Source organism: Citrobacter europaeus (assembly GCF_037482245.1).
Taxonomy (GTDB): domain Bacteria; phylum Pseudomonadota; class Gammaproteobacteria; order Enterobacterales; family Enterobacteriaceae; genus Citrobacter; species Citrobacter europaeus.
In genome coordinates this window covers 1,163,407-1,187,182 of sequence record NZ_CP148084.1, presented here as the reverse complement: position 1 = coordinate 1,187,182, position 23,776 = coordinate 1,163,407, and the positions used below count along the sequence as shown (strand labels likewise).

Below are 23,776 nucleotides of genomic sequence, written 5' to 3'. Positions count from 1 at the left end.
GGGTTAGCGTGCCGTTATCGTTGATACGCGATACCAGCCGCTGCTCTGCTTACCCTGGTTGGCGAAGTTAATTCTCGGCGCACCGGATTTATCCAGCATCGCGACCTCAATCGCGTATTGCCCTTTCGCCAGTCCTCCCGGCATGGGCAAGGCATAGCTGACCTGATAAACACCCGGGAGCCAACGTTGTATATCATCCGCCGCATTCCCCTGCGCCACCACTTTATTAGCTTTATCCACCACACGAAATGCCAGCGTGTAGGGCAGATAAATCGGGGCGATACCTTCGTTATACCACGTGCTGTTTAATGTCAGCGTTTGTCCGCCGTCCCACACGGATTCATGGCTTAGAGACGCTAAGCGAAACCGATAGCCTAGTTTACTCAGCGCATCGTCAACAATCGGTCGATAATCGCTGGGAATCGCCCTCGATTTCAGGTTAATAGTGCTGGCGTGCTGCTTGATCGCCCAGTCAAAAATGCCCTGCACTTCGGCGCGCGTATAGTGGAAGGTATTCTTCCAGTCCTGCATATATGAACAGATTTCCAGACTAACCGGCGCACGTTTCCAGGCGTCATTAAACCCTGAATAACTCTGCTGCGCGGCCAATATTCGCTGCGGATAATCATCAGCCATATGGTTCCAGGTGTTTGAAAATACGCGCAGATCGCCCCAGCAGTCCGCCCGCCATCCCGCACCGCGCGCCACCGCATTCGCCAGGCTTTGCCCACCGCTCATTAACATAATTTTCGGCGTCGAAGGGAAGGCAGAAAAATGCATTGCGACGTAGCGGTCCAACTGCGCGGTGGTGTACCGTTCCAGCAGTGGCTGCAGATTAGAGAAATTGCTGTTATGCCATTCACCCCATGCCCCCACCATGCCGATATCCACAAACGCAAGATTCTCATTGCCGTCGTAGCGTTTTCCGAATGCGTTCAGCAGACGCTGGCTGTACTCAATAAACAGAGGGTCGTCTAAGTCTGGAATAAATGTTTTGTTATCGGGCGTCCAGGTGCCTTTCACGCCTTTTTTAATCAGCCAGTCGGGAATTTTTGTACCATCCCCCGGGTCAGCTAGCGCCATAAACCGCAGTCCAACGTTCATCGCGGGACGATGCGCCGCCGCGTATTTGAAGGCATCATCCACCAGCGCAAAATTATACTGACCTTCAATGGGCTCCAGGTCTCGCCAGTAAAACCGCTCGTACTCAAACCCGGTATTGGGATAATCAGCCAGCCCCAGCGTTTCACCGTATCCCTGATGAAAACTTGCCACGCCAATCCCTGGATTGGTCAGCGGGCCAGTCAATGCTTTGGGGGTAACGGTCGTTAATGCGGAAATGACCGTCAACGGAAAGGACATCAACAACAGCGCAGAAACCCATTTACACTTCATCGCAGTGACGCCCTCCACAGGTTTGTTAACGCTAGCGGTCTTTCAGGCTTAACCACCAGTCCCAGATACCTACATGAAAATTTTGGAACACATCAATACCTAACGCGGATTTGATCATATACAGCGTCAGCAATACGCAGCAGGTGACGAACAACACGGCAATCAGCAGCAAAAAAGTTAGCAACATTCTCGACAGGGTCGATTCCTGGCGGTGCTGGCGGCGTAAATCTCTGCCAAACAAAAAAACCAGATAATAACGCTTACTGAAAAAAGGAAAGCTTCGGCGAATATCGATCTGATGCCGCGAAGCCAGCGTCGATGCCAGGATAGCATTTTCCACCCCTTCCTTTTGTTCAGGGGTCAACCCCTCAACAATCGACTCATCAAGATGAGAATAAAATCGTTCGATGACGGGAGGACGATTTTGAGGACTGGTCAAAATTAACCTATATCTTTATCAATGGAGTGATAGACGTTAACCGTCTTTTTGGCGATTTCATGCCAATTGTAGTTTTGTAAATATACACGATAGTCCACGCTATTGGTTGTCGCCCACTGGGTTAATTTCTCGGCCAGACTGGCCACATCCCCCACCTTAAAATAGGCCTCGGCGGGCAGTTGAACTTCAAGATTAGCCGGAATATCACTGACGACGGCAGGAAGAGAGAATGACATCGCTTCCAGTAGCGCAATGGGCAATCCTTCATGGTATGAAGGCATCACAAACAGCCTGGCCTGCGAAAATACCGCCTGCAGCTCATCACCCCGTAAGAAACCGGTCATCACGACGCCTGGCGTGTCCGCGGCAAGCTTTTTGAGGCGCACGCTGTATTCGGTCGGATGATCCGCATCGCCAATTAACACTAACGGCATGGTCAAACCGCTGCGCTGATAGGCGGCGATGGCATCATGCATCCCTTTTTCTTCCACAAATCGCCCAACCACCACGAGGTAGTTTTTCGGCTGCAGCCCAAAGCGGGAGAGCGTATTGTCGATGGTCAGATCAGATAACAATCGCGGCTCGTTTACGCCATTGTGAATTAAATGTGCATCATAGCGACCGTGTTTTTTCTGGATCAGTTGATTAATAACGTCAGAAATCACAATCACTTCGTTGGCATATCTCACCGCCCAACGCTCACCGAGTAGCAATATTTTTTTGGCAACGAAACCCCATTTCTGCCGATCGTAATCGGGCCCATGGTGGGTAAAAACCACCTTCTTCCCTAACACGCGTAATAATGGGATCACAAGGCCTGGTCCAATAGCATGGACATGCACAATATCCGAATGGTCGATACTTGTCCTAAACGCCGCTAAAACGGAATGGACAATCGCTTCCAGCGAGCGCTTTTTGGGCGCCCACAGCGCGTAGGTTTCGACTTTCTTATATACCGATCGTTTGTAATTTACATATGGCGAGCGAGCAATCACGCAAATATCCACGTCGAACTGCTGCTTAATGGCAGGATATAGATTCTGACAGTGTGTCTCTACACCGCCCAATACATCGGGAATACCACGCGTTCCAAAAACCGTTATTTTTTTACTCATACTATGGCCTGCTCAGCAGTTCTTTATAGAGCGCCTGGAGGGTATCCATATGTTTACTCAGCGCATATTTTTCACTCAACCGCGCACGACCAAGTAAGCCCATGACCCGCGCTTTCTCTGGCGAGTCGGCCAGGGCATCCATCGCATTAGCTAACTCCTGCGCATTGCCCGGTTCGAATAAAATCCCTTCGATACCGTCACGAATTTGTTCGGGGATGCCGCCAATGCGCGACCCGATAACCGGCTTGCCTAAGGACATCGCCTCTAATATCGCCATTGAACAGTTTTCATAGCATTCTGAAGGCAGGATCACCGCCCGCGCATGTTTAATAAGGTTGTCGAGGGCTTCCCCTTGTTGCACATAACCTAAAAACTCAACGTCCGGGTATTTGGCGGCTAACTCATCGTGCAGCGGACCGTGACCCACAATTTTCAGCGGCGCTTTGTTCTGCATTTTCTCATGCGCCGCCAACAGCGTTGCCACACCTTTTTCACGGCTCAGGCGACCGAAGTACAGCATATAACCCTCGTCGCTTACCTCATCCAGGGGACGGCTGTCATCAACGCCATTGACGATGACATCAATACGCGAATTCGGCAGCGTACGCAGTAATACCCCGCGTAAAAAGACGCTTGGCGACACGATCACATCCAGCGCCTGGTAATTTTGCGCAATATACTGCCAGGTCGCCTCCAAAGAGAGCAGAAGACTTTTTGAGGCAGACCCTTCCTGGCAACGATACCTGAAAGCATTAAAAACCGTTCCGGTGATACAGGAATCACACACCTTGCCGTCGCGCAGCATGGAATAGGCGGGACAGACTATCTTATAGTCATGCGCGGTCAGCACTGTTTTGCAGCCAAAATTGCGGGCAACTTTAATTAACGCCGGCGTTAACTGATGGTAAATGTTATGAAAGTGGACGATATCCGGACGCTCTTTTTGTAGTAGCGCCAGCATCTTTTTGCAGGCCTGCGAATTATGAATAAAGTTAACCGCCGTTTTGAGCCCACCCAGCAGATTGCTTTCTTTGTGATAGTCCACATTGCTGACGAAATAATCCGCATAGTCTGAAGGGAAATTTTTCTCATGCTGCATCGAGAAATCAATAACCTGCACACCAGCCTGTTTCAGCATATCGCGCTCTTGAAAATAAACCGTTTCCGCGCCGCCTTTAATGAAAAAAAACTTATTCACTAATAAAACTTTCATTGCGCCAGCCTTAGTTATTCATGAATGATTTTACTGTCAGGCGGAGTCAACGGATCGCGTACTGGTTTAGTCAAGCCTTTAACCAGTCCGGCAGAAAGCACGGCCAGGTTCATTACGCTCTGCAATCCGTTCAATAACGATCGATTCTGCACGGTTTTCAGGACAATAAACGCAAGCAACGGCAAAAATGCAATGTCGAAAAGTTCGAGATTGAAGGTCACCGCCGCAATGAACAAAGCAATCAAATAAACAGAAAAAATCGCCTCGTTCCTGACCATTTTTAACGCTTTGCCGAAATAAGGTTTTCCCCAGGCACAACGTAAAAGCTCGCCCGGAGCCTGATAGTATCCGCTTTTCCAGCGGTGCTTGAGCATCTGAAAGGTCGGCATAGTATGGGAAGTATGAATAAAATACGGAATATTCAGACGACGCAGTTTATAACCCGCATCGAGCAAACGCAGGCCCAGTTCGGCTTCTTCATAAGCGTGCAAATTACGGTTGGTAAGATAACCAATTTTTTCAATTGCAGATCGACGATATAACCCGCCACCGCCTAAATGGTCACTATCCCCGAGCGGATAAATTTTATTAATACGCTGCTTACGCGATTTAAATTCATAGTTAACGGCATCGTCCATTTCAACGGTTCCCGCGACGCCTGCATATTCCGGCTCAGCCTGCAAAAATGCGACGGCTTGATCCACAAAGCCCTCTTCCAGCTCCATGTCGCCATCCATCAGTAGCAGATATTCCCCTTCACTATACAGATAACCTAACTGATGCCCGACGCCGCAGCAGCGATCGTCTGGGTTAGTTAAGGACACCACGGTCGCCCCTTTATCGATAGCGAGCTGTTGGGTGTTATCCGTTGACAAACTATCTGCCACTATAATTTTATGTGGATAATCAACAAGCTGCCGGCGAATACTGTCGATCGTTTTCTCAATACATTCAGATTCATTGAGTGTTTTAATACTCACTGAAATAAACGGTTTTTGGTCCATACAATTACCCTACACAGCGAAGGACGGTTCGACGAATCACTAAACTTGATCCTAGTGATAAATAGAACAGGAATTGTAACATCGGTGTAATCATCAGTATCTGGCTGTAAGGTAAGCTAATTAAGCAACTGATAGCAAAAGCGTTAAACGCCGGTGCAAAGCTCAATAACTGGAGGTCCTGCTGGTCCAGTTGTTCAAGCGTCAGTAATGGCTTTGGCTGACAAACTTTCAGGATATAAATGAATAAGCTAATAAAGAGTAACGTGCCGATCACCCCAACTTCCCACAGCAGCATACTCAGGGAAGTCGAGTCGAGAATTAAGTTATAGATGATATTCAAAAAGCCCGGCGACACCGTACTCCCGCTGTTAGTGGCGTTGAGCCCGTAACCAAATAACGTTCCTGAAAGCCCCCACAGATCGTTATTTTTTAACCAGAACAAAAACGTCGTAAAGCGCCCTAACTCCCCGGTAGACATAATGTAGTTCGGGTCAAAAATATAGCTTAAGGAGTCGATGAAAATGCTTAGCGAGCTTTTCGAGGGATCGCCGCCAAACGCGGAAGAATAATAGTACGCGAGGATCACGATCGACAGGCTAATCAGCAGTAACATGCCTGCCACAATAACCAACAGCGTCTTCAGATTGACCTTACTAACGTCTTTGACGTAGCTCGGTGAGATCCACACCCACGCCAGAAACAGAGGCGAAAGCAGAATGACGAACTTCACTTCGCCAATGATACAAAGCCCGATCCCCAGAACAATGTGCAACGCCATTGACTTAAACGAGGTCAGCCCATGCTTATACTCAGAGACTTTTAACAACATAATCAACAGGCAAAACAGGCCCATCGCGGCAGTGTTACCGCCCCCCATGGGGTCTCCGCCAAACGTGCCAACCACGGAGTCCCATTTCTCATCTTCACCACGCACCGCGACGCGCTGGGGAACGACCAGTAAAACCTGATAAATCATTACCGGGATCTGCGCGTAAAACACCCAATACAGATAGCGCGTTGCCCGATAAATCTGCGATTCCCGGCAAAATCCCAGCAGCAAACAGATCATCACCAGCGACAATGCAATTTCGTTTTTAAATGCCACAATCGCGACGGTGATCCCGCCCTGAATCAGCGTCGATGTTCCAGCCAGCACCAGGAACGAGAAATACAACGCCAGGACAATCGTCTCCTGCGCATCCAGTTGCAGCGAGCTATCACGCGTCTGCATCACCAATAATCCCACCATCAACAGGGTCAGGAAAAAGGGGATCCACAGCACCGACTGCATGCCGGTAAAGTATTGCACCAGACCACACAGGATTAGCGTGACAAAGGTATAAACCTGCAAATAGTATCCGGTATTCAGCGTCATAGTATCACCGGCTTATCTTTCAGGAGATTGGCTCGCTTATTCATTTTCAGATAAATGAAGGCGTAGCGAATAAATGTCAGTGAAGAAAACAGGATAACCGACGTGGCATAATCTTTATAAAAATAGGGGATGACGACAAAAGCGAATAACACGATCGCCAGCTGTTCCAGTTGGATGCGCAGAAAATAGCGGTGGGAGCCAAAAATAAGTTCAATCACCGTCAGAGGGCTTATCGCCAGTGCCGGGAACAAATAGGGCAACATGTAGCGCGACGTTTCAATGGAGTTAATCCAGTCTTCGCTAAAGCCCAGACGCATCACTATCGGATAGAAAATAAACACCCCAAGGGTACAGATGACACCCAGCACCAACAGCAGCATCCGCACCCTGGTATATTCCTGATAATTAAAGGTGTTATTTCTGAAATCGATAGACCACTTGGAAAAAATAGTATTGCGCACCGCGTTGCCAATGATCACCACCGGCGCCAGGCAAAAGCGGCTAACCACGGAAAAATAACCCGCCGTCAGCGCCGAGAACCAAAAGTTAATCAGCATAACCGGCAAATTGCTGCTGGCCATCGCCAGCACTTCCGCACTGCCCACTTTGGTAATGTGATGAATATTCTGTTTGAAAAAATGCCAATTACTGGCGGGTCGCAGATGTCGGGCCGCCACCGCCCGAATATCAAACGAGTGCAAAATACAGCTAATGGTCAGCGCCATCGTTGCACAGGCCCATGACCAATAAAACAGTTGCACATGATGCGTAGCCAGAACCGAAAGTAATACCACCACCGAGACAGAAATGCGCTGGAAAATCAGAAAACGAAAATTGGCCGTGCGTAGCGACAGGTTTTCCGAGATTAAAACCCATGCCGTTGCCAGCGTCAGCAGATAGAGGAACAAGATGTTCTGATGAAACAGCCACGCGGTGAGCACAGCGTACGGTAAGGCAATGATCGTGCTTTGGAGCAGGCAAAATACAACGTTTTGTACCAGTTCGTCGTCGTGCTGTTTTGGAATTAAAAGCTGCGATGCAAAGGTACATACCTGAGCGCCCACCACGGCGATGCTGTAGTTGAGCGCATAAAGCCCCACTTCAGCCATATCGTACTTGTGTGAAATCAACCAGATAGACAGCGCACCAATCAACTGCGAGATGACTGATGAACCGGCTATCGTGGAAGCGCTCTTCAGTAGACTCATACGCGGCCTGGCGTCGTCATCAGTTGATCGGTACTGAAGTTGAGTGAACGCAGACCTTCTTGCGTCTCAAGATCTTTTTCTTCAACTGCATTGAGCACCGCGCCAATCACAACACCGTTATTTTCCTCGATCTTATCCAGCGCGTTGGCGATTTGTCCCGCCGATCCGGCCCCGGCTTTCACAATGAAAACAACCCCATCGACGGCACGTTTGATCAGTTGAACATCCTGACTCTGATTCACAGCAGCAACATCAATAATGATGCGCTGATAATGCGATTTCAGCTCGCGCATTAAGGGTTCAACGTGCTCCGACGACAGCATCAGTAAAGAAGAGATGCTGCTCTTGCCGTGCGGGATAAAGTCGAGATTATCACTGAGCGTGATCCGCGCCTGTTCAAGCTCAGTCTCCCCGCGCAGCAGTTCCGCTACGCCTGCGGATGTGGCTGATGCCAGCTCTGAAGAGAGCCCGCCAGTGTTAAAGAAATCCGCATCAATAAGCAGCGTTTTCTGGTCGAAGCTAAAGGAGTTCGCTAACAGATTCGCTAACAAAGAACGCCCATCGCCATGCTCCGTCGACGCCACGGCGAGCGTCTGTAATGGTCGATTATCCAGCATAATCCGGGTACGGATACCGTGCACAATATCGGCATTTAGCGGGTTCTTCATGATCATGTCCCGCACCTGCGCGCGCCCAGAAGTTCCGCTAAAACGACGGATTTCACCCAGCGGAGCAACATTGAGCCGTTTTTTCATGCGACTCAGGGTTGCGATTGAGTTATCCATCGCCGCTTTGACAATGAAATACATGATGCTGAACACGACCACCAGCATGACCACCATCACCAACAGCAGTGATTTATTCGGTTTCGCCGGTTTTAGCGCGGGTACGGCAGGGTCGTATAACACCGCATCGGCACTCACGCCGGACAGCGATAGCTCCTGAGTACGCTGATAAAGCGATTTATACAGGTCTTCCATTTTATCTAACGATAGTTTTTGGCTGTTATAAGCATCCCGCTTAGACGCCATTTTCTGGAAGACCTCTTTCTGCTGCGCCACCTGCTGCTGATAGTTCTTTTCATCCGCCAGCGCCGCCAGATATTGCTGGCGCAAACCGACTTTCAGCTCTCCCAACACCCGTCCGGTCTGGCTTTGGATCGACTGAACATCGGCCTCGGCTTTTAAAATAGCGGGGTTTTTTGGCCCATACACTTTGCGTAGTTCAGACAAGGTACGCTGCGCCTGAATCAACGCAATGCGCAAATCCTGGATCTGAGCGTGGTTAGAGACTGAAGGCAGTGAGATAACGCTCTCAACGGACTTCCCTCCCCCGTTCACCTCGTTATAGACGGATTCAGCCGCAACACGACGCTGGGTCGCATCGGCCAGGCGATTGGTCACGATACTTAACTGTTCGGTTTCAAAACCATCAATACCGCGGAAGGTCAGCAGCCCGGCGTTTTTCAGATAGCTGTCTATCTCTTCTTTTTGCCTGGCTATCGACTTCTGAATCTCTTCCATTTTTTCATAATTCAGTTCGCGGGCTTTCTCTGCTTTCAGACGCTTTTGTTCCACCGTATAGTTGATGAAAGCCTGCGCGACGCCGTTGGCAATATCAGCCGCAACCTGAGGCGAAGTTGATTCATAGGTAATGGAAGCCAGATTCGTCGTGCGAATACCGATGACATTCAGGTTTTTCGATAACGTTTTCAGCGCTTGCTCCATTCTCAGCTGCCGACCTTCACTGCTATCGGCCCCCTGAGCACCGGCTTTTTCCCCGGTAAACTCCGGGTTTTCATCCAGCTTCATATCGCGCACGGCTTGCTCAAGCACAATCCGCGAATGCATCAACGCATATTGCGTTTCGTAGTAACCACTGCGCGTTGAATCGAACCCATCAACCTGTGGAAACGGAGAAACGTTATCGGCCTGCGCTTTGATCAGCACCGTCGCCGTTGAAACATACTTTGAGGACATCATGCTGATTAACGGATAAGCCACAACCCCGGCTATAATACCGGCCAGCGCGATTTTCCAGGCGTTCTTTTTCAGCTCTTTGGCAAAGCGGGAGAATTCGACCGTGCTTTCTCGTTTTTTGCCGTTTTCCACTATTGATAGTTTCATCGTCAGAAGAACCCCATGCCAATAATCACGACATCCCCAGGATGAACAGAGTGCGTTAAATCAACATTCTCCAGCAGCTGATTGCTACCTGACAGACGAATGTTGATATCTTTTCGGTCAGCACGATCTGTAAATCCGCCCGCCTGCGCAATAGATTTCTCGACGGTAAGTCCTGGCTCCCAGGCGAATCCATTCGGACTTTTCACCTCGCCAGAAACATAATATTTACGGAACTCGGCAATACTCACCGTCACCATCGGAGTTGTAAAATAATCTCCGGTCAGGCGTTGAGTTAATTCGTTGGTCACTTGATCGACAGTTTTATCTTTTAATTTAAGAGCGCCAACAAACGGGAAATTGATCTCCCCACTCTTATCCAAAATAAATCGCATCGTCATATCGGGTTGACCATGAACAGCGATATTGACAGTATCCCCTGCCCCAAGTCGGTAATCCTGCTGAACAGTAGCAGGATCGTCCATTAATCTCGGGCTGGACGTTGTGCATCCGACCATCAGGATACTGAATAGCAAAACCGCGCACAGTTCTATTATTTTCATTTTAGATCTGAACCTTAGCTTTAAGCATAATCATAGAATTATCATAACCCAACGTTCTAATGACTTCCTGATTGTCGTTGGGACCGATATAAAACGAATCAGTATCCTTATTCGAATTCAATGTATCTATTTGATATTTAATCTCAAAATTAACTGACGGCGTGTAGTCATAGCTCATGGTTACGCTAAATACTCCATCTTTATCATGCCGATCCTTATTCTGTTTTTTATAGTCTTCTGAAGTGTATGAGTAATCCAGCAAGGTAGAAAAACGGTTGCCTAACCAGAAATGTTGATAAGAAAGACCATACTGGGTCACTAAAATATAACCCCCAACTTCCGATGGGTCTTTAATGCTTTGCGCCGAGTGAACCGTGAAAACAGACTGTTGTAACGGTTTCCACTCCCCTTTTATGTCCCAGTTTAGACCATTAAAATCATGCGAGTTTGCGTTGTTTTCAAATGTCTTGTACAGCCATGAAATATTCATGTCGACATTGGTTTTGCCCGTCAACTGCGACTTCAGGCCATACAGCAAATAATACTCATTAGTGTCTTTTTCTGAGTTGTTATCATAGCGACGCTGGTTAGTAATAAAGCTATAGCGAAAACGCGTTTTGGATGTGTATTGGTCAAAAATTTCTGCCACCAGGCTATTTTCGTGCCATTCCTGTTCCTGAATATAATTGTAGAAATCTTCACTACTGTCCTGGACATCAGACGTATTGCCGAAGGTCAGTTTTTTGTACAACAACGCCAGTTCCGCTTTTCCGCGCCCATCGGGTGCGCCGTAGCTGTAGCGCAATTCACTGTTGATAAAATTCGTCGTCAGCGGAGATTTAATCCCATACTGCTCGAACTGCCCAGGGAGAAAACCTTCGGTGATACCACGACCGCGGGACTCATGCCCAAGCGTATCCTCCAGATTGAGGGTTAAGCCATGCTTGAGCCCATACCGCCAGGCGCCGTTAAAACGAAAAAAATGGTCGTTATAGTTATCCGCGGAATCGCTTGAGTAATTACGATAATCTCCGGAGTACATCAGCAAATACTTATCCTGACCGCGTTCTCCGCTCATACTCAGAACGGGCGCCGCGCTCTGAAACGAGGAACCGATAGCATCGCTGCTATGTGGCTGATAAGTCACGTTATCATTATAACCATAGTCCACAGCGACCTTGCTCTGGAAGTCGATCCCTGCAAAGCCAATGTGTGATTTCGGTGTTAAATCAGCCCATGCGGGCTGCGATATCACGATTCCGGTAATAACGAGTAATTTAGTATGCATTCTTACCGACAAATCCTTTGAAAATAGTTTTAATAATAATTTTTATATCCAGCCATAACGACCAGTTTTGAATGTACTCAATATCGTACTGAACCCTTTTTTCCATCTTATAAAGCGCATCGATTTCCCCGCGGAAACCGTTAATCTGCGCAAGCCCGGTGATCCCAGGCTTAACTTTATGGCGGATCATGTAATTTTCGACCTGTTTGCGGTACTGCTCATTATGCGTAACCGCATGAGGTCTGGGGCCAACAATCGACATACTTCCCTGCAATACGTTGATAAATTGCGGCAGTTCATCCAGCGAGGTTCGGCGTAAAAAGCTCCCGAATTTGGTTACCCGTGGATCGTTTTTCGTAGCCTGAATAACCGTGTCGGCGTTCTCCATGACGCGCATTGAGCGAAACTTCCAGACCTTAATTTTTTGTCCGCTAAGACCATACCGATCTTGTTTAAAAAACACCGGCCCGCGGGAAGTGAGTTTGATTCCAATGGCAATTGCCAACATCAGCGAAGAAATCATCACCATAATGATGCTGCCAAGCACCAAATCTTCCGCCCGCTTGATAAATGAACCCGCCCCTTCAAACGGCGAACTAAAGATTCCGATAGTTTGCAGGTTGTGAATGGAGCGCAGCTTGGACATGTTGTTACTGTAGGTATAGAAGTCAGGAACAATATAGGTGTCTACAGTGGTGTCCGACATCATCGCTAAAAAATGACGAATACGGTGTAAAGCGACCATCGGTAAGGCGATGTAGATTTCGTCTATATTTCCCTGCCGGGCTTCCTCAACCAGATTGATCACCGGGCCACGGAAGGGGCTTTTCACCTTATCTACGATATCGCCGCAGCGGGATAAGGCGCGCTCATCGTAAAACGCCAGATCGAGTGTGATATTGGCGTATTCATTCATTAACGCGTTTTCTGCAGCCAGGCCATTGTCGGTCAGACCAATAATCGCCACGCGCATACTCTTTTTCGTTGAATATTTAAAAATGAAAAAGCGAATGTAATAAAGAAAAGGTAATGGGATAAAGTACCAGTAAATAATGGCTGAATAAAATGGTGAAGGCAGTTTGTCGAGGTAGCCGAGTGATTCGGGTTCAGCCACCGTCATGCTGACCAGTTCGTTAAAAAAAATCGCCAACAGCGTACAAAAAACCAACCGTTTTTGATTACGTAGACCGATCGTCTTGATCTTTTGCTGATACATTTTTATGTATTCAGCAAACAGCAAGAAAAAGACTGAGAAGAGAATACTCAGAATGGCAATGGTGTTAAATGGCGCCAGACCTAACAGATGGGCGCTAAAGACCAACGTCGCATTGATTACAATGAAATCGACCAGTTTTAAAAAGACTGGATATCCTTGGCTGCTAATCTTTAGCGATTTTTTAAGCATATCTCAGCCCATTATTTATTGATCTTTAATTGTTTTTTTCTCATTTATGTTGCTAATTATATCACAAGTCTAAAAAACGCAATGGCACATTGTCAGTAAATGTAAAAAATAATGTCTCTTACTGTGATAAATATCCCGAGCACAATCATATCTATATGATTTTGATGATGATTGAGTCAAGAAAAGTTTTAGCCAATTCAGCAAAAAAGATGACTTTTAACAACACTTTTGCTATTGACAGGTAACAATTCGTGGTCTATGAAAAAGTGATTTATGTATGATAAATAACGCAAAAGTTTAGTTTAATTGACGCTAAATTGTCGCAGAATTGCTGTTAAATACAGCAAGTAAAATATAATTCACGGCCTCGCGGCGAAATTTAAAATTACAATAACAATACAATTAATTACTTTTAATTATATTAATACCGTTCGCATCATCAAAAAGGTATTTCAGCTCGCTACGCTTAAAAATCGCACCCGCACGCTTAACCCGTCTAATGTTTCGCTCCGTGAGAGCTGAGGGTGCGTGCGGTGCAGACGAGCAATATCGTTGACCAGCGCGAGTCCGATCCCGGCACCGGGAACATTACCGACGTTATCAAGACGATGAAACGGCAGCAGCGCCTGATGCACCATCTGCTCATCAATACCCGGCCCGCTATCTTCAACCACCAGCACCACCGCCTCTCCTTCTCGCAGCAATCGGGCAGTCACCACACCATGCGGCGGCGTATATTTCAGTGCGTTATCCAGCAGATTTCCGCTCAGTTCGCCGAGCAGAACTTCATCCCCCTCAATCCACACCGCGTCCTGCTCTCCTTCATAGCCCAGATCGATCCCTTTACTACGCGCCTGCGCCAGCCGGGTAAAACAGCTGCTTTGCACCACCTCATACAAATTAACCGGCGAGAAGTGCCTTTCTCCTTGCTCTTTGCGCTTCACCGCCGACAGCTGTAACAGCCTTTCAGTCAGTTGAATGGTGTTATCCAGCGTGGCGCTCATGGCTTGCAGACTCTCATACCACTGCTGCGGCTGCTGGCTGGCGAGGGCCACCGAGGCCTGGGTTTTCAGCACCGCCAGCGGCGTTTTAAGCTGATGTGAAGCATCCGCGCTGAAGCGTTCCTGGCGAGAGATCAGGCCGCGAAGTCGGTCCAGATAACGATTGAATGCCACAATCAGCAGACGGGTTTCCGACCACGGCAGCAGCTCTGGCAACGGCGTCAACAGGCCTGGCTCACGACGCACCATCAACGATGATAACTGGCGCATCGGACGCAACACCCGACGCAGCAGCCAGCCAACCAGCACCAGCGTGAGCAGCACCAGCAAACCTTGTGAAACCCATGAGGAAAACAGCAACTGTCGCGCCAGATAACGCCGAGATTGCAGCGTTTCAGCGACATAAATCTCCGCCATGCCGGCAATACCGCCCTCGTTGACGGGCTGCAGCAGACGCGCCACGCGAATGGCCTCGCCGCGATATTCAGTGTGATAAAACCACGCCAGCGCCGGATATAGCCGCGTACGCGAGGTTGCAGGCGGCATCGCCGGTAAATCGTCATAACCTGAGATAACCTTCCCCATCGGATCGACCACCTTGTAATACAACCTGTCGTTCATGTTGAGTTCGAAGCTGTCCAGCACCACCCACGGCACATTTACCTCCAGCTGTTTATTGCGCACCACCAGTCGTTCGGAGACAGTCCTCGCGGACGAAAGCAACGTTCGGTCATATGCCTGCGTCGCCGCCTGTAGCGCGCTGACATAGCTGTTAAATGCAGACAGTCCCCACAGCAACATGAGCGGCAGGCCCAGAAACATCAGCAGTTGCAGATACAACGATTGGGGTTTAGCCCACTTCATCGCTACGCTCCAGCACATAGCCGAGGCCGCGCAACGTGGCGATACGCACATCGCTTCCCTGTAGTTTTTTACGCAAGCGATGGATATACAGCTCGATACTTTCGGGACTGACCTCATCGCTCAGACTGAAAACCTGTTCAAACAACTGCTGGCGCGAAACCGGTCGTAATCGACGGTACATCAGCACCGTCAGCAATGCCTGTTCGCGCGGAGTGAGCGCCAGGGGCTGCCCCTGCAACAGAAAATAGCCTTCATCGTGAAAGGCCAGTTCCCCCAGTTGCTGTATACCTTGCACCTGCCCCGCGCTACGGCGTAGCAAGGCCCGCAGTCGGGCATCCAGTTCCTCGATTTCAAACGGTTTTGCCAGATAATCATCGGCCCCGACATTCAACCCCTTCACTCGATCGGCCACCGCGCTGCGCGCCGTCAGCAGCAGGACAGGAAGCGTCTGCCCGCGTTTGCGCAGCCGCTGAACGACTTCAAGGCCGTCCAGCCCCGGCATATTGATGTCCAGCACCGCCAGCGCGTACGTTTCACTATGTAAAAGATGGTCGGCCGCCAGGCCATCAAAAACGCAGTCGACGGCAAAACCGTTTTGCACCAGCGCTTTCTCCAGCCAGTGAGCTAACTCACGGTTATCTTCCGCTAATAAGAGACGCATATCACATCCTGTAAAGTTTCTGCCGCATTGAAAGGGAATTGAAAGGTTAATGTTTTAACAATCACGCAACCGAACTGCTACACATCGGCTCACATAATCACAAAAATCTTCTTCCGTACCCGAAAATCCGGTTTTCCGGCGTGAGGATAAACAATGAAAAAACAGTTACTTCGTACCCTTACTGCAAGCATTTTACTGATGAGTACCTCTGTTCTGGCCGAACAAGCGCCATCGCGCACGGAATGTATCGCTCCAGCTAAACCCGGCGGTGGTTTCGATCTCACTTGTAAGTTGATCCAGGTGAGCATGATGGAAACTGGCGCGATCGAAAAACCGATGCGCGTAACCTACATGCCCGGCGGCGTTGGCGCCGTGGCCTATAACGCGATCGTCGCTCAACGCCCGGCTGAAGCGGGAACCGTAGTGGCCTTCTCCGGCGGCTCCCTGCTGAATCTGTCGCAAGGCAAGTTTGGTCGCTACGGCGTGGATGATGTCCGCTGGCTGGCAAGCGTGGGTACCGACTACGGCATGATTGCCGTACGCCAGGACTCTCCGTGGAAAACGCTGAAAGACCTGCTAACGGCAATGGAGAAAGATCCCAACAGCGTGGTCATTGGCGCAGGCGCCTCTATCGGTAGCCAGGACTGGATGAAGTCGGCGCTGCTGGCGCAAAAAGCCAACGTTGATCCGCATAAGATGCGCTACGTCGCCTTTGAAGGCGGCGGCGAACCGGTTACCGCATTGATGGGAAATCACGTGCAGGTGGTTTCCGGCGATCTCAGTGAAATGGTGCCTTATCTCAGCGGCGACAAAATTCGCGTGCTCGCGGTGTTCTCGGAAGAACGCCTGCCGGGTCAGTTAGCTAACGTGCCAACCGCCAAAGAGCAGGGTTATGACCTGGTGTGGCCCATCATTCGCGGCTTCTACGTGGGCCCCAAAGTCAGCGACGCCGAATATCAGTGGTGGGTTGATGCCTTTAACAAACTCCAGCAGACCGATGAATTTAAAAAGCAGCGCGATCTGCGCGGTCTGTTTGAATTCAACATGAGCGGTAAGCAGCTCGACGAGTACGTAAAAAAGCAGGTCACGGATTATCGTGAGCAGGCGAAAGCCTTCGGTCTGGCGAAATAAGCACAGAGGCAAAGATGATGAGCGATCGTATTTTTGCAGGTATCTGGCTGTTGCTCTGTATAGCCGGGCTGTTCGTGGCCTGGCAAATCACCAGCGAATACAGCTATGAACCCGTAGGGCCGCGTCCCTTCCCGCTTGGCATTATCAGCCTGATGCTGGTCTGCGCCGTGGCGCTGCTGTTGCGCCATCCCGATACCATCAGTTGGCCTCGTCGCCACGTGCTGCAAAAGCTGCTGACGATGGTGATTGTTTTGTTGATGTATGCCTGGGGTTTCGAATGGCTCGGTTTTCCCATCGCCACCGCCATTCTCACCATGGTGATTGGCATGCTGTTCGGCGCAACCATCCCGGCTGCGGGTATTTCCGGCGCGGTGCTTGGCATTCTGCTGTGGTATGCCTTTGACCGACTGCTTGACGTCACCTTACCACTCGGCGCCTGGCTGGGTTAATGGAGAAACGATGGATACCTGGATTTATCTTTCTCAGGGTTTCGCGGTGGCAATGACACCGGAAAACCTGGTCATCGCCCTGATTGGCTGTTTTGTCGGTACTATTGTCGGACTGCTGCCTGGACTTGGGCCCATTAACGGCGTGGCGATCCTGCTGCCGCTGGCATTCGCTTTGCATCTGCCCGCAGAATCTGCGCTGATCTTGCTGGCGACCGTCTACATTGGTTGTGAATACGGCGGGCGTATCTCCTCCATCCTGCTGAATGTTCCCGGCGATGCGGCGGCGATTATGACCGCGCTCGATGGCTATCCGATGGCGCAGCAAGGCCGCGGCGGCGTCGCACTCTCTATCTCGGCGGTCAGTTCTTTCTTTGGTTCGCTTATCGCTATCGGCGGCATCATTCTGTTTGCCCCAGCGTTAGCCCAATGGTCGCTGGCCTTCGGTCCGGCGGAATACTTCGCCTTAATGGTTTTCGCTATTGCCTGCCTCGGCAGTATGATGGCACAAAATCCGCTGAAATCATTTCTGGCAGCGCTTATCGGTCTCGGCCTTGCGACCGTCGGCGTAGACGCCAATACCGGGGTTTATCGCTTTACCTTTGACAGCGTCCATCTCTCCGACGGTGTGCAGTTTATCGTGGTGGTGATTGGGCTGTTCTCCGTCTCTGAAATACTGTTAATGCTGGAACATACCAGCAGTGGCCAGACGCTGGTGCGTAAAACGGGCCGCATGTTATTTAACGCCAAAGAAGGTGCGCAGTGCGTTGGCGCAACCCTGCGTTCATCGGTGATTGGCTTTTTCGTCGGCGTTCTGCCTGGCGCTGGCGCGACCATTGCCAGCGCAATCACCTACATGACCGAGAAAAAGCTCAGCGGCAACAGCGACAGCTTTGGCAAGGGTGATATTCGCGGCGTGGCGGCCCCCGAAGCCGCCAACAACGCCTCGGCCTGCGGATCTTTTATCCCGATGCTGACGCTCGGCGTACCGGGCTCCGGCACCACGGCGGTGATGATGGGCGCGCTGACGTTGTACAACATCACCCCGGGCCCGGCGATGTTTACCGAACAACCGGATATCGTCTGGGGGCTGATTGCGGCGCTGCTGATTGCCAACGTGATGCTTCTGGTAATGAACATCCCGCTAATCGGCCTGTTTACCCGTATGCTGACCATCCCACTGTGGTTTTTGGTACCGGCTATCGCGGCAGTCTCCGCGGTTGGCGTGTATGCCGTCCATAGCACCACCTTCGATCTGGTGCTGATGGTCGCCCTCGGCGTACTGGGCTACATTTTGCGTAAAATGCACTTCCCGATGTCGCCGCTGATTTTAGGCTTCGTTCTCGGGGAAATGCTGGAGCAGAACCTGCGCCGGGCGCTGTCTATCAGTAACGGTAATATGGATATTCTGTGGGCCAGCGGCGTGGCGAAAGTGCTGCTGGTGTTGGCGGTACTGGTTATCGTAGTCCCGCCAGTGCTGCGACTGATCCGCAAACGTAACAGCAAACCGCAGGTGGATATCGGTTAGTATTAAGCCGGATGGCGTAGCGCCATCCGGCATTTTCATCTTCAACGCAAACTTCGCGTTCCTTCCAGCACGTGCTCAACAAACCTTGTGAGCTTGGGCAGAGGACGCAAATCCTGTCGCCACAGAAGATGAATCGACCGCGGCTGCGGCGTAAACCCTTCCAGCACCCGAATCAATTTCCCCGTAGCCAGTTCTTGCGCCAGCAACACCTCCGGTTGCAATAACAGTCCGGCCCCCGCGACCGCCGCCATACGCAGGCCGTGGCCATCGTTACAGCGCAGGATCGCATCGCGTTTCCATCTGACCTCACCCGCCACGCCGGGCAGTATCCACTCGTTGCGAGCCGTCCACACGGTATGGGACAGGCACAGATGGTCCACCAGTTCCGCGGGCGTCCGGGGAGTACCATGGCGCGCAAGATATTCTGGCGAAGCACAGATTGCCATACGGTAGGGACACAGGTATTTTGCCACCACGTCAGTCTGATGGATATCACCAATACGGATTGCCAGGTCAACGCCTTCATTCACCAGATCAACCATCCGGTTAGTCAGATCCAGCTCAATGCGCACCTCTGGCCAGGCCTGTAAAAATGCAGCGGCCAGCGGCGAGATCACGCAAGCGCCAAAAGAAGTGGGCGCGCTAATGCGTAGCGTCCCCGCCGGTGCCAGCCGCAAACGCTCTACCGAACGTTCGGCTATCGACACCTGCTCCAGCACGCGGCGGGCTTCTTCAAAATAGACTCGCCCGGCATCGGTCAGGCTCTGGCGGCGCGTATTACGCTCCAGCAGACGCGTGCCAAGCTGCGCTTCCAGTTGGGTAATATATTTACCCACCATCACCGCAGACATCTCGAGTCTCGTTGCTGCAACGGTGAAGCTCCCGCTCTCCACCACGGCGATAAACGTTTCCATGCCGCGCAGTTTATCCATATTACAAACCCCTGGTTAGTAATCATCTAACTTTTAGCCAGTTTATCCGATTTCATTTTCATTAAAGAATAGCGGCTCACACTATTGCGGAGGTGGTTATGAAAATCGTCATTATTGGTGCCAGCGGCACAGTGGGGCGCGCAGTCACAGAAGCGTTAAGCCGTAAACATGAGGTGATCCGCGTAGGTCGCACGCAGGGAGATTACCAGGTTGATATCACCTCGCAGGAGAGTGTCGAGGCATTGTTTGAAAAAGTCGGTCGGGTAGATGCGATCGTTTCCGCCACCGGCAATCTGTTCTTTGGGCCGCTGTCGACGATGACCGATGAGGACTTTAATCAGGGGTTACAGGATAAGCTGTTAGGCCAGATTCGTCTGGCACTAACCGGGCAGCATTTTCTCAATGATGGCGGCTCAATTACGCTAATTAGCGGCATCATCGCCCATGAACCCATCACACAAGGAGCGAATGCGGCAACGATCAATGCCGGTCTGGAAGGATTTGTTCGCGCCGCGGCCTGCGAATTAGAGCGTGGTCAGCGTATTAACCTGATAAGCCCAACCGTGCTCAGTGAGTCCGCCGAAGCTTACGACGATTTCTTCCCGGGCTTTGAAAGTGTGCCCGCCGCCACCGTCGCCAACGCCTATCGCCGCAGTGTGGAAGGCATCCAAACCGGGCGTATTTATAAAGTCGGTTACTGACAAAGCATTACCCTGCCTCTTACGTCAACAGGAAGAGGCAGGCTCAGGCACCCGTTTCGTTTCTTATTCGCACATTGATATATTCCACGGCCTCAGTGACATTCATAATGCCGTTAATTGCATTCGTCACACCTTGCCCGATAATAATCTCTGCCTGGCGCAGGTTGAAAGGTTCACCTTTACTTCCCTCAGACTCCCTTATTCCCGTCATGCCTTTTTCATTCAATAAATTAAACCACGGGTAGAGATTGAGAACGTTTTGATCGTGACATATTCCAGACCAGGCGCTATTTCCTCCCAGCAAAACCAGATGGCGCGCAATTTCATCGGAATAAAGCCAATGAAAGAACTGCTCAACCTGTTTTTTCTTTTTACTGTAGCGGGACATTCCAATGGAACCGCCCCCCAATTGTGGAAGTTGCCCTGGAACGGGAGCATAGCCGATAGTGGGCGCTATGGCCGTGTGCGCCACATCGTTAAACAAATTGAGATACATGATCAGCATGGCAAGATTTCCACGCTCAAACTGTTTTACCGCGTCACTCCACCACTCACCGGGGAGATTCACGGCGATAGAAAGCTGTTGTAGATATTGTTCGAGTGCAGTTGCGGCAAGTGAAGGCTCGAGTTGTACCGGCTCGCCTTCACGCACTAAACGCCCACCGAGCGCGTAGTAACGCAGCAGATACTCGGTAGCAATAAGCCCCGAGCTTCCCAGGGTCACCGCAGTTCCCATCGGGCGCTGTCTGTTTTCTGGCTGATGTAATTGACTAAAGAAAGCCGCTATCTCATCAAATTGCGCAAAGCTCTCTGGCAGCGTTAACTCTTTTCCCGTTGCTTCATAAAACATTCGTTTAATCGTCGCGTCTTCAAACAGATCTCGTCGATAAAACAGAAGCTGCATACTGGCATCAAAGGGTATTGCCCATGCCGTCCCATTCACCATGCTGAAGTGCTGTTGAATTTGCTCAGAGAAATTTTCCAACAGCAGCGGAAGCTCAGAAGAGACGGATTCCAGCGGCAATAGTGCTTTCTCAGCAAACCAGGGAAAACACGCCATATCGATTCGCAATAAATCGTAATAAGGATGTAGATGAAGATGGGAAAGGATTTCAAAAACTTCATCATAGGGATAAACCGCCAGATTAACCTTAATACCGGTCTGACGATAAAAGTGGGGTAACAGTTTCTTCAACGCATCAGTCGAAGGACTCGGTAAAATTAACATATTCAGCGTCGCCTCGGTTTCAGGCGGCGGCACGTACTGCCCATTCCAGGAAAAACCGCAATTCGTCAGAATACGATGCTTTTCTTTACTTTTGGGCAGGCGAATACTGGAGGCAATAGTTGTCCCCAAGCGACCATAATCCATCTGGTAGCTTGTGATCCCGTCGAAGGATGCAGGAAGATTATCACTCAGTTGCAATATCGGCGGGCAGGACTGGGAGCTACCAAACCAGGCTGCTTGCGTCAGTGCTCGCGTTCTCTCAGAGTCCTGGACAATAAACAGATCGGGAATTGCCCCGCGAAAAAAGTCAAAAGCGACGGTGTTAGCTTCACTGGCATGTGCAGGTAAAATCGTTAGCTTCGTATGCGGACTTAATTCCCGGCAGGTTTCCTGTATCGCCTGAGTAAAGCTCGCGCTATGGGAAAATTCCAGACGTTCGCAGAATATACCAATATGGCCCGGCTGCTGCGCCAGCGCCCTCCTCGCTGTTTCTTCGCCTGCAGTCACATAGTCAAGGCTAAAATAACAAACTGCGCCGACAGGCTGGCGATATGCAAACAGAACATTTTCCGGGGAGAGCCTGAGCAAGTCGTAATAGGGCTGACTGTCATTCAGGCAACTGACCGAGACAACAGCCTGGTAGGACTTTGCCGCCAGCGTTTGCAGAATCTCCAGCTCAAGATTGGGCAGATCGTTGGTCAGGTAAAGGTCAATCGGTTCGCTTAATGAAGGCTGCCAAACCTGATGCAATCCCCGATAGAGTTGAAAGTACTGTTCGGCATTGATGTCGGGCAGAATCAGTGCCACTCCCTGACTTTTGCTGGCTCTCAACGATTGCGCCTGCGCATTCAACTGATAGCCAACTTCTCGGGCTGCACGTTGAACCGCTTCAATCTTCTCGACGCTTACATTCCCTCTGCCATTGAGCACATTCGAGACAGTTCCATGCGACACACCGGCAATTCTTGCTATGTCTTTGATAGTTGGCATTTTTACATCCTTCCCCTGATGCTTTGATGCTAGCACGGCGCTCATCAGGAAACTATCTTCAGCACTTAAATTTGAACGTTACAATATTAAAAAGTGCATTTTATAAACATGTCATAATAAAAAAGCCTGATGTTGTTGATAGTCAAGTCTCATAACATAAAAACATTAACACAATGAAATATAAGTATAAATTTTATAATATTTGAAGAGGATCACTTCTGAGGAAAAAGATCGTTGTTCATATAAAACGCCGGAATCATAATTGACACGTTCCAATTACGTTTTATTACATTATTGCCTAAAAAAACAACGATCACATTTGTCATTAAGAGGGAAACATGAAGATTCATTTTCTGGGAACCGCTGCATCTGAAGGGATCCCCAATCCTTTTTGCCGTTGTGAGCACTGCCAGCAAGCCCGCATTCGGAAAGGCAAAGACTTACGCACACACTCTTCAGCGATTATCGACGATGAACTGCTCATTGACGTGGCGCCTGAATTCAGCCAACAACTGCTGCGAGATGGCCTGGACGCAACAGAGATCAGATCGCTATTGTTCACACATACTCATCCCGATCATTTCAACGTCGGCGATCTATTTAGCCGAATGGAAGGGTATGGATTTGAAATTACTCATCCGTTGCACATTTTTGGTAATGACCGTGCAATTAACGGTGCCGCGGAAGTGTTACCGGGCTACAGCGCTGAAAGATTTGCTTTTCATTGTCTGGTTCCTTTCGTGACCGTTGAAACTCGCGGATACCGCATCACTCCGCTGCTGGCTAACCATGCCAAGTGGGAGCTTTGTTATACCTGGTTTATCGAAAAAGAAGGCCAGTCAATTTTTTACGGACATGATTCAGGCTGGTTTCCTGAGCTCACATGGCAGTGGCTGAAAGGAAAAAAAATCGATCTGGCTGTCCTGGAGTGCACCTACGGTTTTAATGGTGATAATCGTACGAATAACCACATGAGCCTGGAAACCGTCTTCGCCGCCAGAGACAGGCTTGCGGAACTCGGTTGCCTCGAGAAAAATAGCCAACTTATCGTCTCGCATATTTCACACAGCGGAGGTCTGCTGCACGACGATCTCGTTGCGGCATGCGACAAAGAGAACATTCTTGTCGCCTGGGACGGGCTTAACCTGAGCATCAACCAATAAGGA

General features: G+C 50.0%; 20 protein-coding genes. 5 read left to right on the top strand and 15 right to left on the bottom strand.

All coding sequences use genetic code 11. The features are described 5' to 3' along the window. Positions 1-3: 3 nt before the first annotated feature. The 13 genes from WHR59_RS05545 to tctD form a co-directional block, all read right to left on the bottom strand. A complete protein-coding gene (locus WHR59_RS05545; RefSeq protein WP_338843701.1) occupies positions 4-1,395 on the bottom strand; it encodes a DUF4832 domain-containing protein in 1,392 nt (463 codons plus the stop codon). A 31-nt stretch (positions 1,396-1,426) separates the two neighbouring features. Continuing rightward, positions 1,427-1,834 carry a hypothetical protein gene (locus WHR59_RS05540; RefSeq protein WP_043017279.1) on the bottom strand — a complete coding sequence of 136 codons (408 nt, stop codon included), beginning with the start codon at positions 1,832-1,834 and terminating at the stop codon, positions 1,427-1,429. A 2-nt stretch (positions 1,835-1,836) separates the two neighbouring features. Further along, positions 1,837-2,949: a glycosyltransferase family 4 protein gene (locus WHR59_RS05535; protein WP_087050855.1), complete on the bottom strand. Its 1,113-nt coding sequence runs from the start codon at positions 2,947-2,949 to the stop codon at positions 1,837-1,839. Position 2,950: 1 nt separating this feature from the next. Beyond that, positions 2,951-4,162 (bottom strand): glycosyltransferase family 4 protein, encoded by a 1,212-nt coding sequence (locus WHR59_RS05530; protein WP_080626199.1) that lies wholly within the window; start codon positions 4,160-4,162, stop codon positions 2,951-2,953. Positions 4,163-4,176: 14 nt separating this feature from the next. Next, positions 4,177-5,166, bottom strand: a complete 990-nt coding sequence (locus tag WHR59_RS05525; protein ID WP_043017282.1) for a glycosyltransferase — start codon at positions 5,164-5,166, stop codon at positions 4,177-4,179. A 4-nt stretch (positions 5,167-5,170) separates the two neighbouring features. Further along, on the bottom strand, positions 5,171-6,541 hold the full coding sequence (locus WHR59_RS05520) for a hypothetical protein (protein WP_047409313.1): 1,371 nt from the start codon (positions 6,539-6,541) through the stop codon (positions 5,171-5,173). Then, positions 6,538-7,749 carry a lipopolysaccharide biosynthesis protein gene (locus WHR59_RS05515; RefSeq protein ID WP_075145756.1) on the bottom strand — a complete coding sequence of 404 codons (1,212 nt, stop codon included), beginning with the start codon at positions 7,747-7,749 and terminating at the stop codon, positions 6,538-6,540. Before WHR59_RS05515 ends, WHR59_RS05520 begins: the two co-directional genes overlap by 4 nt. Continuing rightward, on the bottom strand, positions 7,746-9,875 hold the full coding sequence (locus WHR59_RS05510) for a GumC family protein (RefSeq protein WP_181634375.1): 2,130 nt from the start codon (positions 9,873-9,875) through the stop codon (positions 7,746-7,748). The genes WHR59_RS05515 and WHR59_RS05510 overlap by 4 nt, the downstream gene beginning before the upstream one ends. Positions 9,876-9,877: 2 nt before the next feature. Then, the gene (locus tag WHR59_RS05505; RefSeq protein ID WP_043017286.1) at positions 9,878-10,435 is read right to left on the bottom strand and encodes a polysaccharide biosynthesis/export family protein; all 558 of its coding nucleotides are present in this window, start codon (positions 10,433-10,435) and stop codon (positions 9,878-9,880) included. Between the two features lies 1 nt (position 10,436). Beyond that, positions 10,437-11,723, bottom strand: coding sequence for an outer membrane beta-barrel protein (locus WHR59_RS05500; protein ID WP_047409304.1), 1,287 nt, complete (start codon positions 11,721-11,723; stop codon positions 10,437-10,439). Further along, a complete protein-coding gene (locus WHR59_RS05495) occupies positions 11,713-13,128 on the bottom strand; it encodes an undecaprenyl-phosphate glucose phosphotransferase (RefSeq protein ID WP_043017288.1) in 1,416 nt (471 codons plus the stop codon). Before WHR59_RS05495 ends, WHR59_RS05500 begins: the two co-directional genes overlap by 11 nt. Before the next feature lie 452 nt (positions 13,129-13,580). After that, a complete protein-coding gene (locus WHR59_RS05490) occupies positions 13,581-14,993 on the bottom strand; it encodes a sensor histidine kinase (RefSeq protein WP_338843699.1) in 1,413 nt (470 codons plus the stop codon). Further along, complete coding sequence (gene tctD, locus WHR59_RS05485) at positions 14,980-15,654, bottom strand: transcriptional regulator TctD (RefSeq protein WP_003826032.1); 675 nt, start codon at positions 15,652-15,654, stop codon at positions 14,980-14,982. The genes WHR59_RS05490 and tctD overlap by 14 nt, the downstream gene beginning before the upstream one ends. A 153-nt stretch (positions 15,655-15,807) precedes the next feature. Here tctD and WHR59_RS05480 point away from each other — a divergent pair, with 153 nt between their 5' ends. From WHR59_RS05480 to WHR59_RS05470, 3 genes are read left to right on the top strand one after another with little or no spacing between them, the layout of a single operon-like run. Next, on the top strand, positions 15,808-16,785 hold the full coding sequence (locus WHR59_RS05480) for a Bug family tripartite tricarboxylate transporter substrate binding protein (RefSeq protein WP_047409299.1): 978 nt from the start codon (positions 15,808-15,810) through the stop codon (positions 16,783-16,785). Between the two features lie 14 nt (positions 16,786-16,799). Next, positions 16,800-17,234: a tripartite tricarboxylate transporter TctB family protein gene (locus WHR59_RS05475; protein WP_100194759.1), complete on the top strand. Its 435-nt coding sequence runs from the start codon at positions 16,800-16,802 to the stop codon at positions 17,232-17,234. Positions 17,235-17,244: 10 nt separating this feature from the next. After that, complete coding sequence (locus WHR59_RS05470) at positions 17,245-18,759, top strand: tripartite tricarboxylate transporter permease (protein ID WP_043017292.1); 1,515 nt, start codon at positions 17,245-17,247, stop codon at positions 18,757-18,759. 41 nt (positions 18,760-18,800) lie between these two features. Here the strand turns inward: WHR59_RS05470 and WHR59_RS05465 are convergent, their stop codons facing one another. Continuing rightward, entirely contained in the window at positions 18,801-19,691 is an 891-nt protein-coding gene (locus WHR59_RS05465) for a LysR family transcriptional regulator (protein ID WP_080626194.1), read from the bottom strand. Between the two features lie 98 nt (positions 19,692-19,789). Between WHR59_RS05465 and WHR59_RS05460 the strand changes: the two genes are divergently transcribed. Then, positions 19,790-20,392, top strand: a complete 603-nt coding sequence (locus tag WHR59_RS05460; protein WP_172862302.1) for a short chain dehydrogenase — start codon at positions 19,790-19,792, stop codon at positions 20,390-20,392. Positions 20,393-20,435: 43 nt separating this feature from the next. Here the strand turns inward: WHR59_RS05460 and WHR59_RS05455 are convergent, their stop codons facing one another. Continuing rightward, a complete protein-coding gene (locus WHR59_RS05455) occupies positions 20,436-22,610 on the bottom strand; it encodes an extracellular solute-binding protein (RefSeq protein ID WP_043017295.1) in 2,175 nt (724 codons plus the stop codon). 338 nt (positions 22,611-22,948) lie between these two features. Here WHR59_RS05455 and WHR59_RS05450 point away from each other — a divergent pair, with 338 nt between their 5' ends. Continuing rightward, entirely contained in the window at positions 22,949-23,773 is an 825-nt protein-coding gene (locus WHR59_RS05450; RefSeq protein ID WP_043017296.1) for an MBL fold metallo-hydrolase, read from the top strand. The last annotated feature ends 3 nt before the right edge of the window (positions 23,774-23,776 follow it).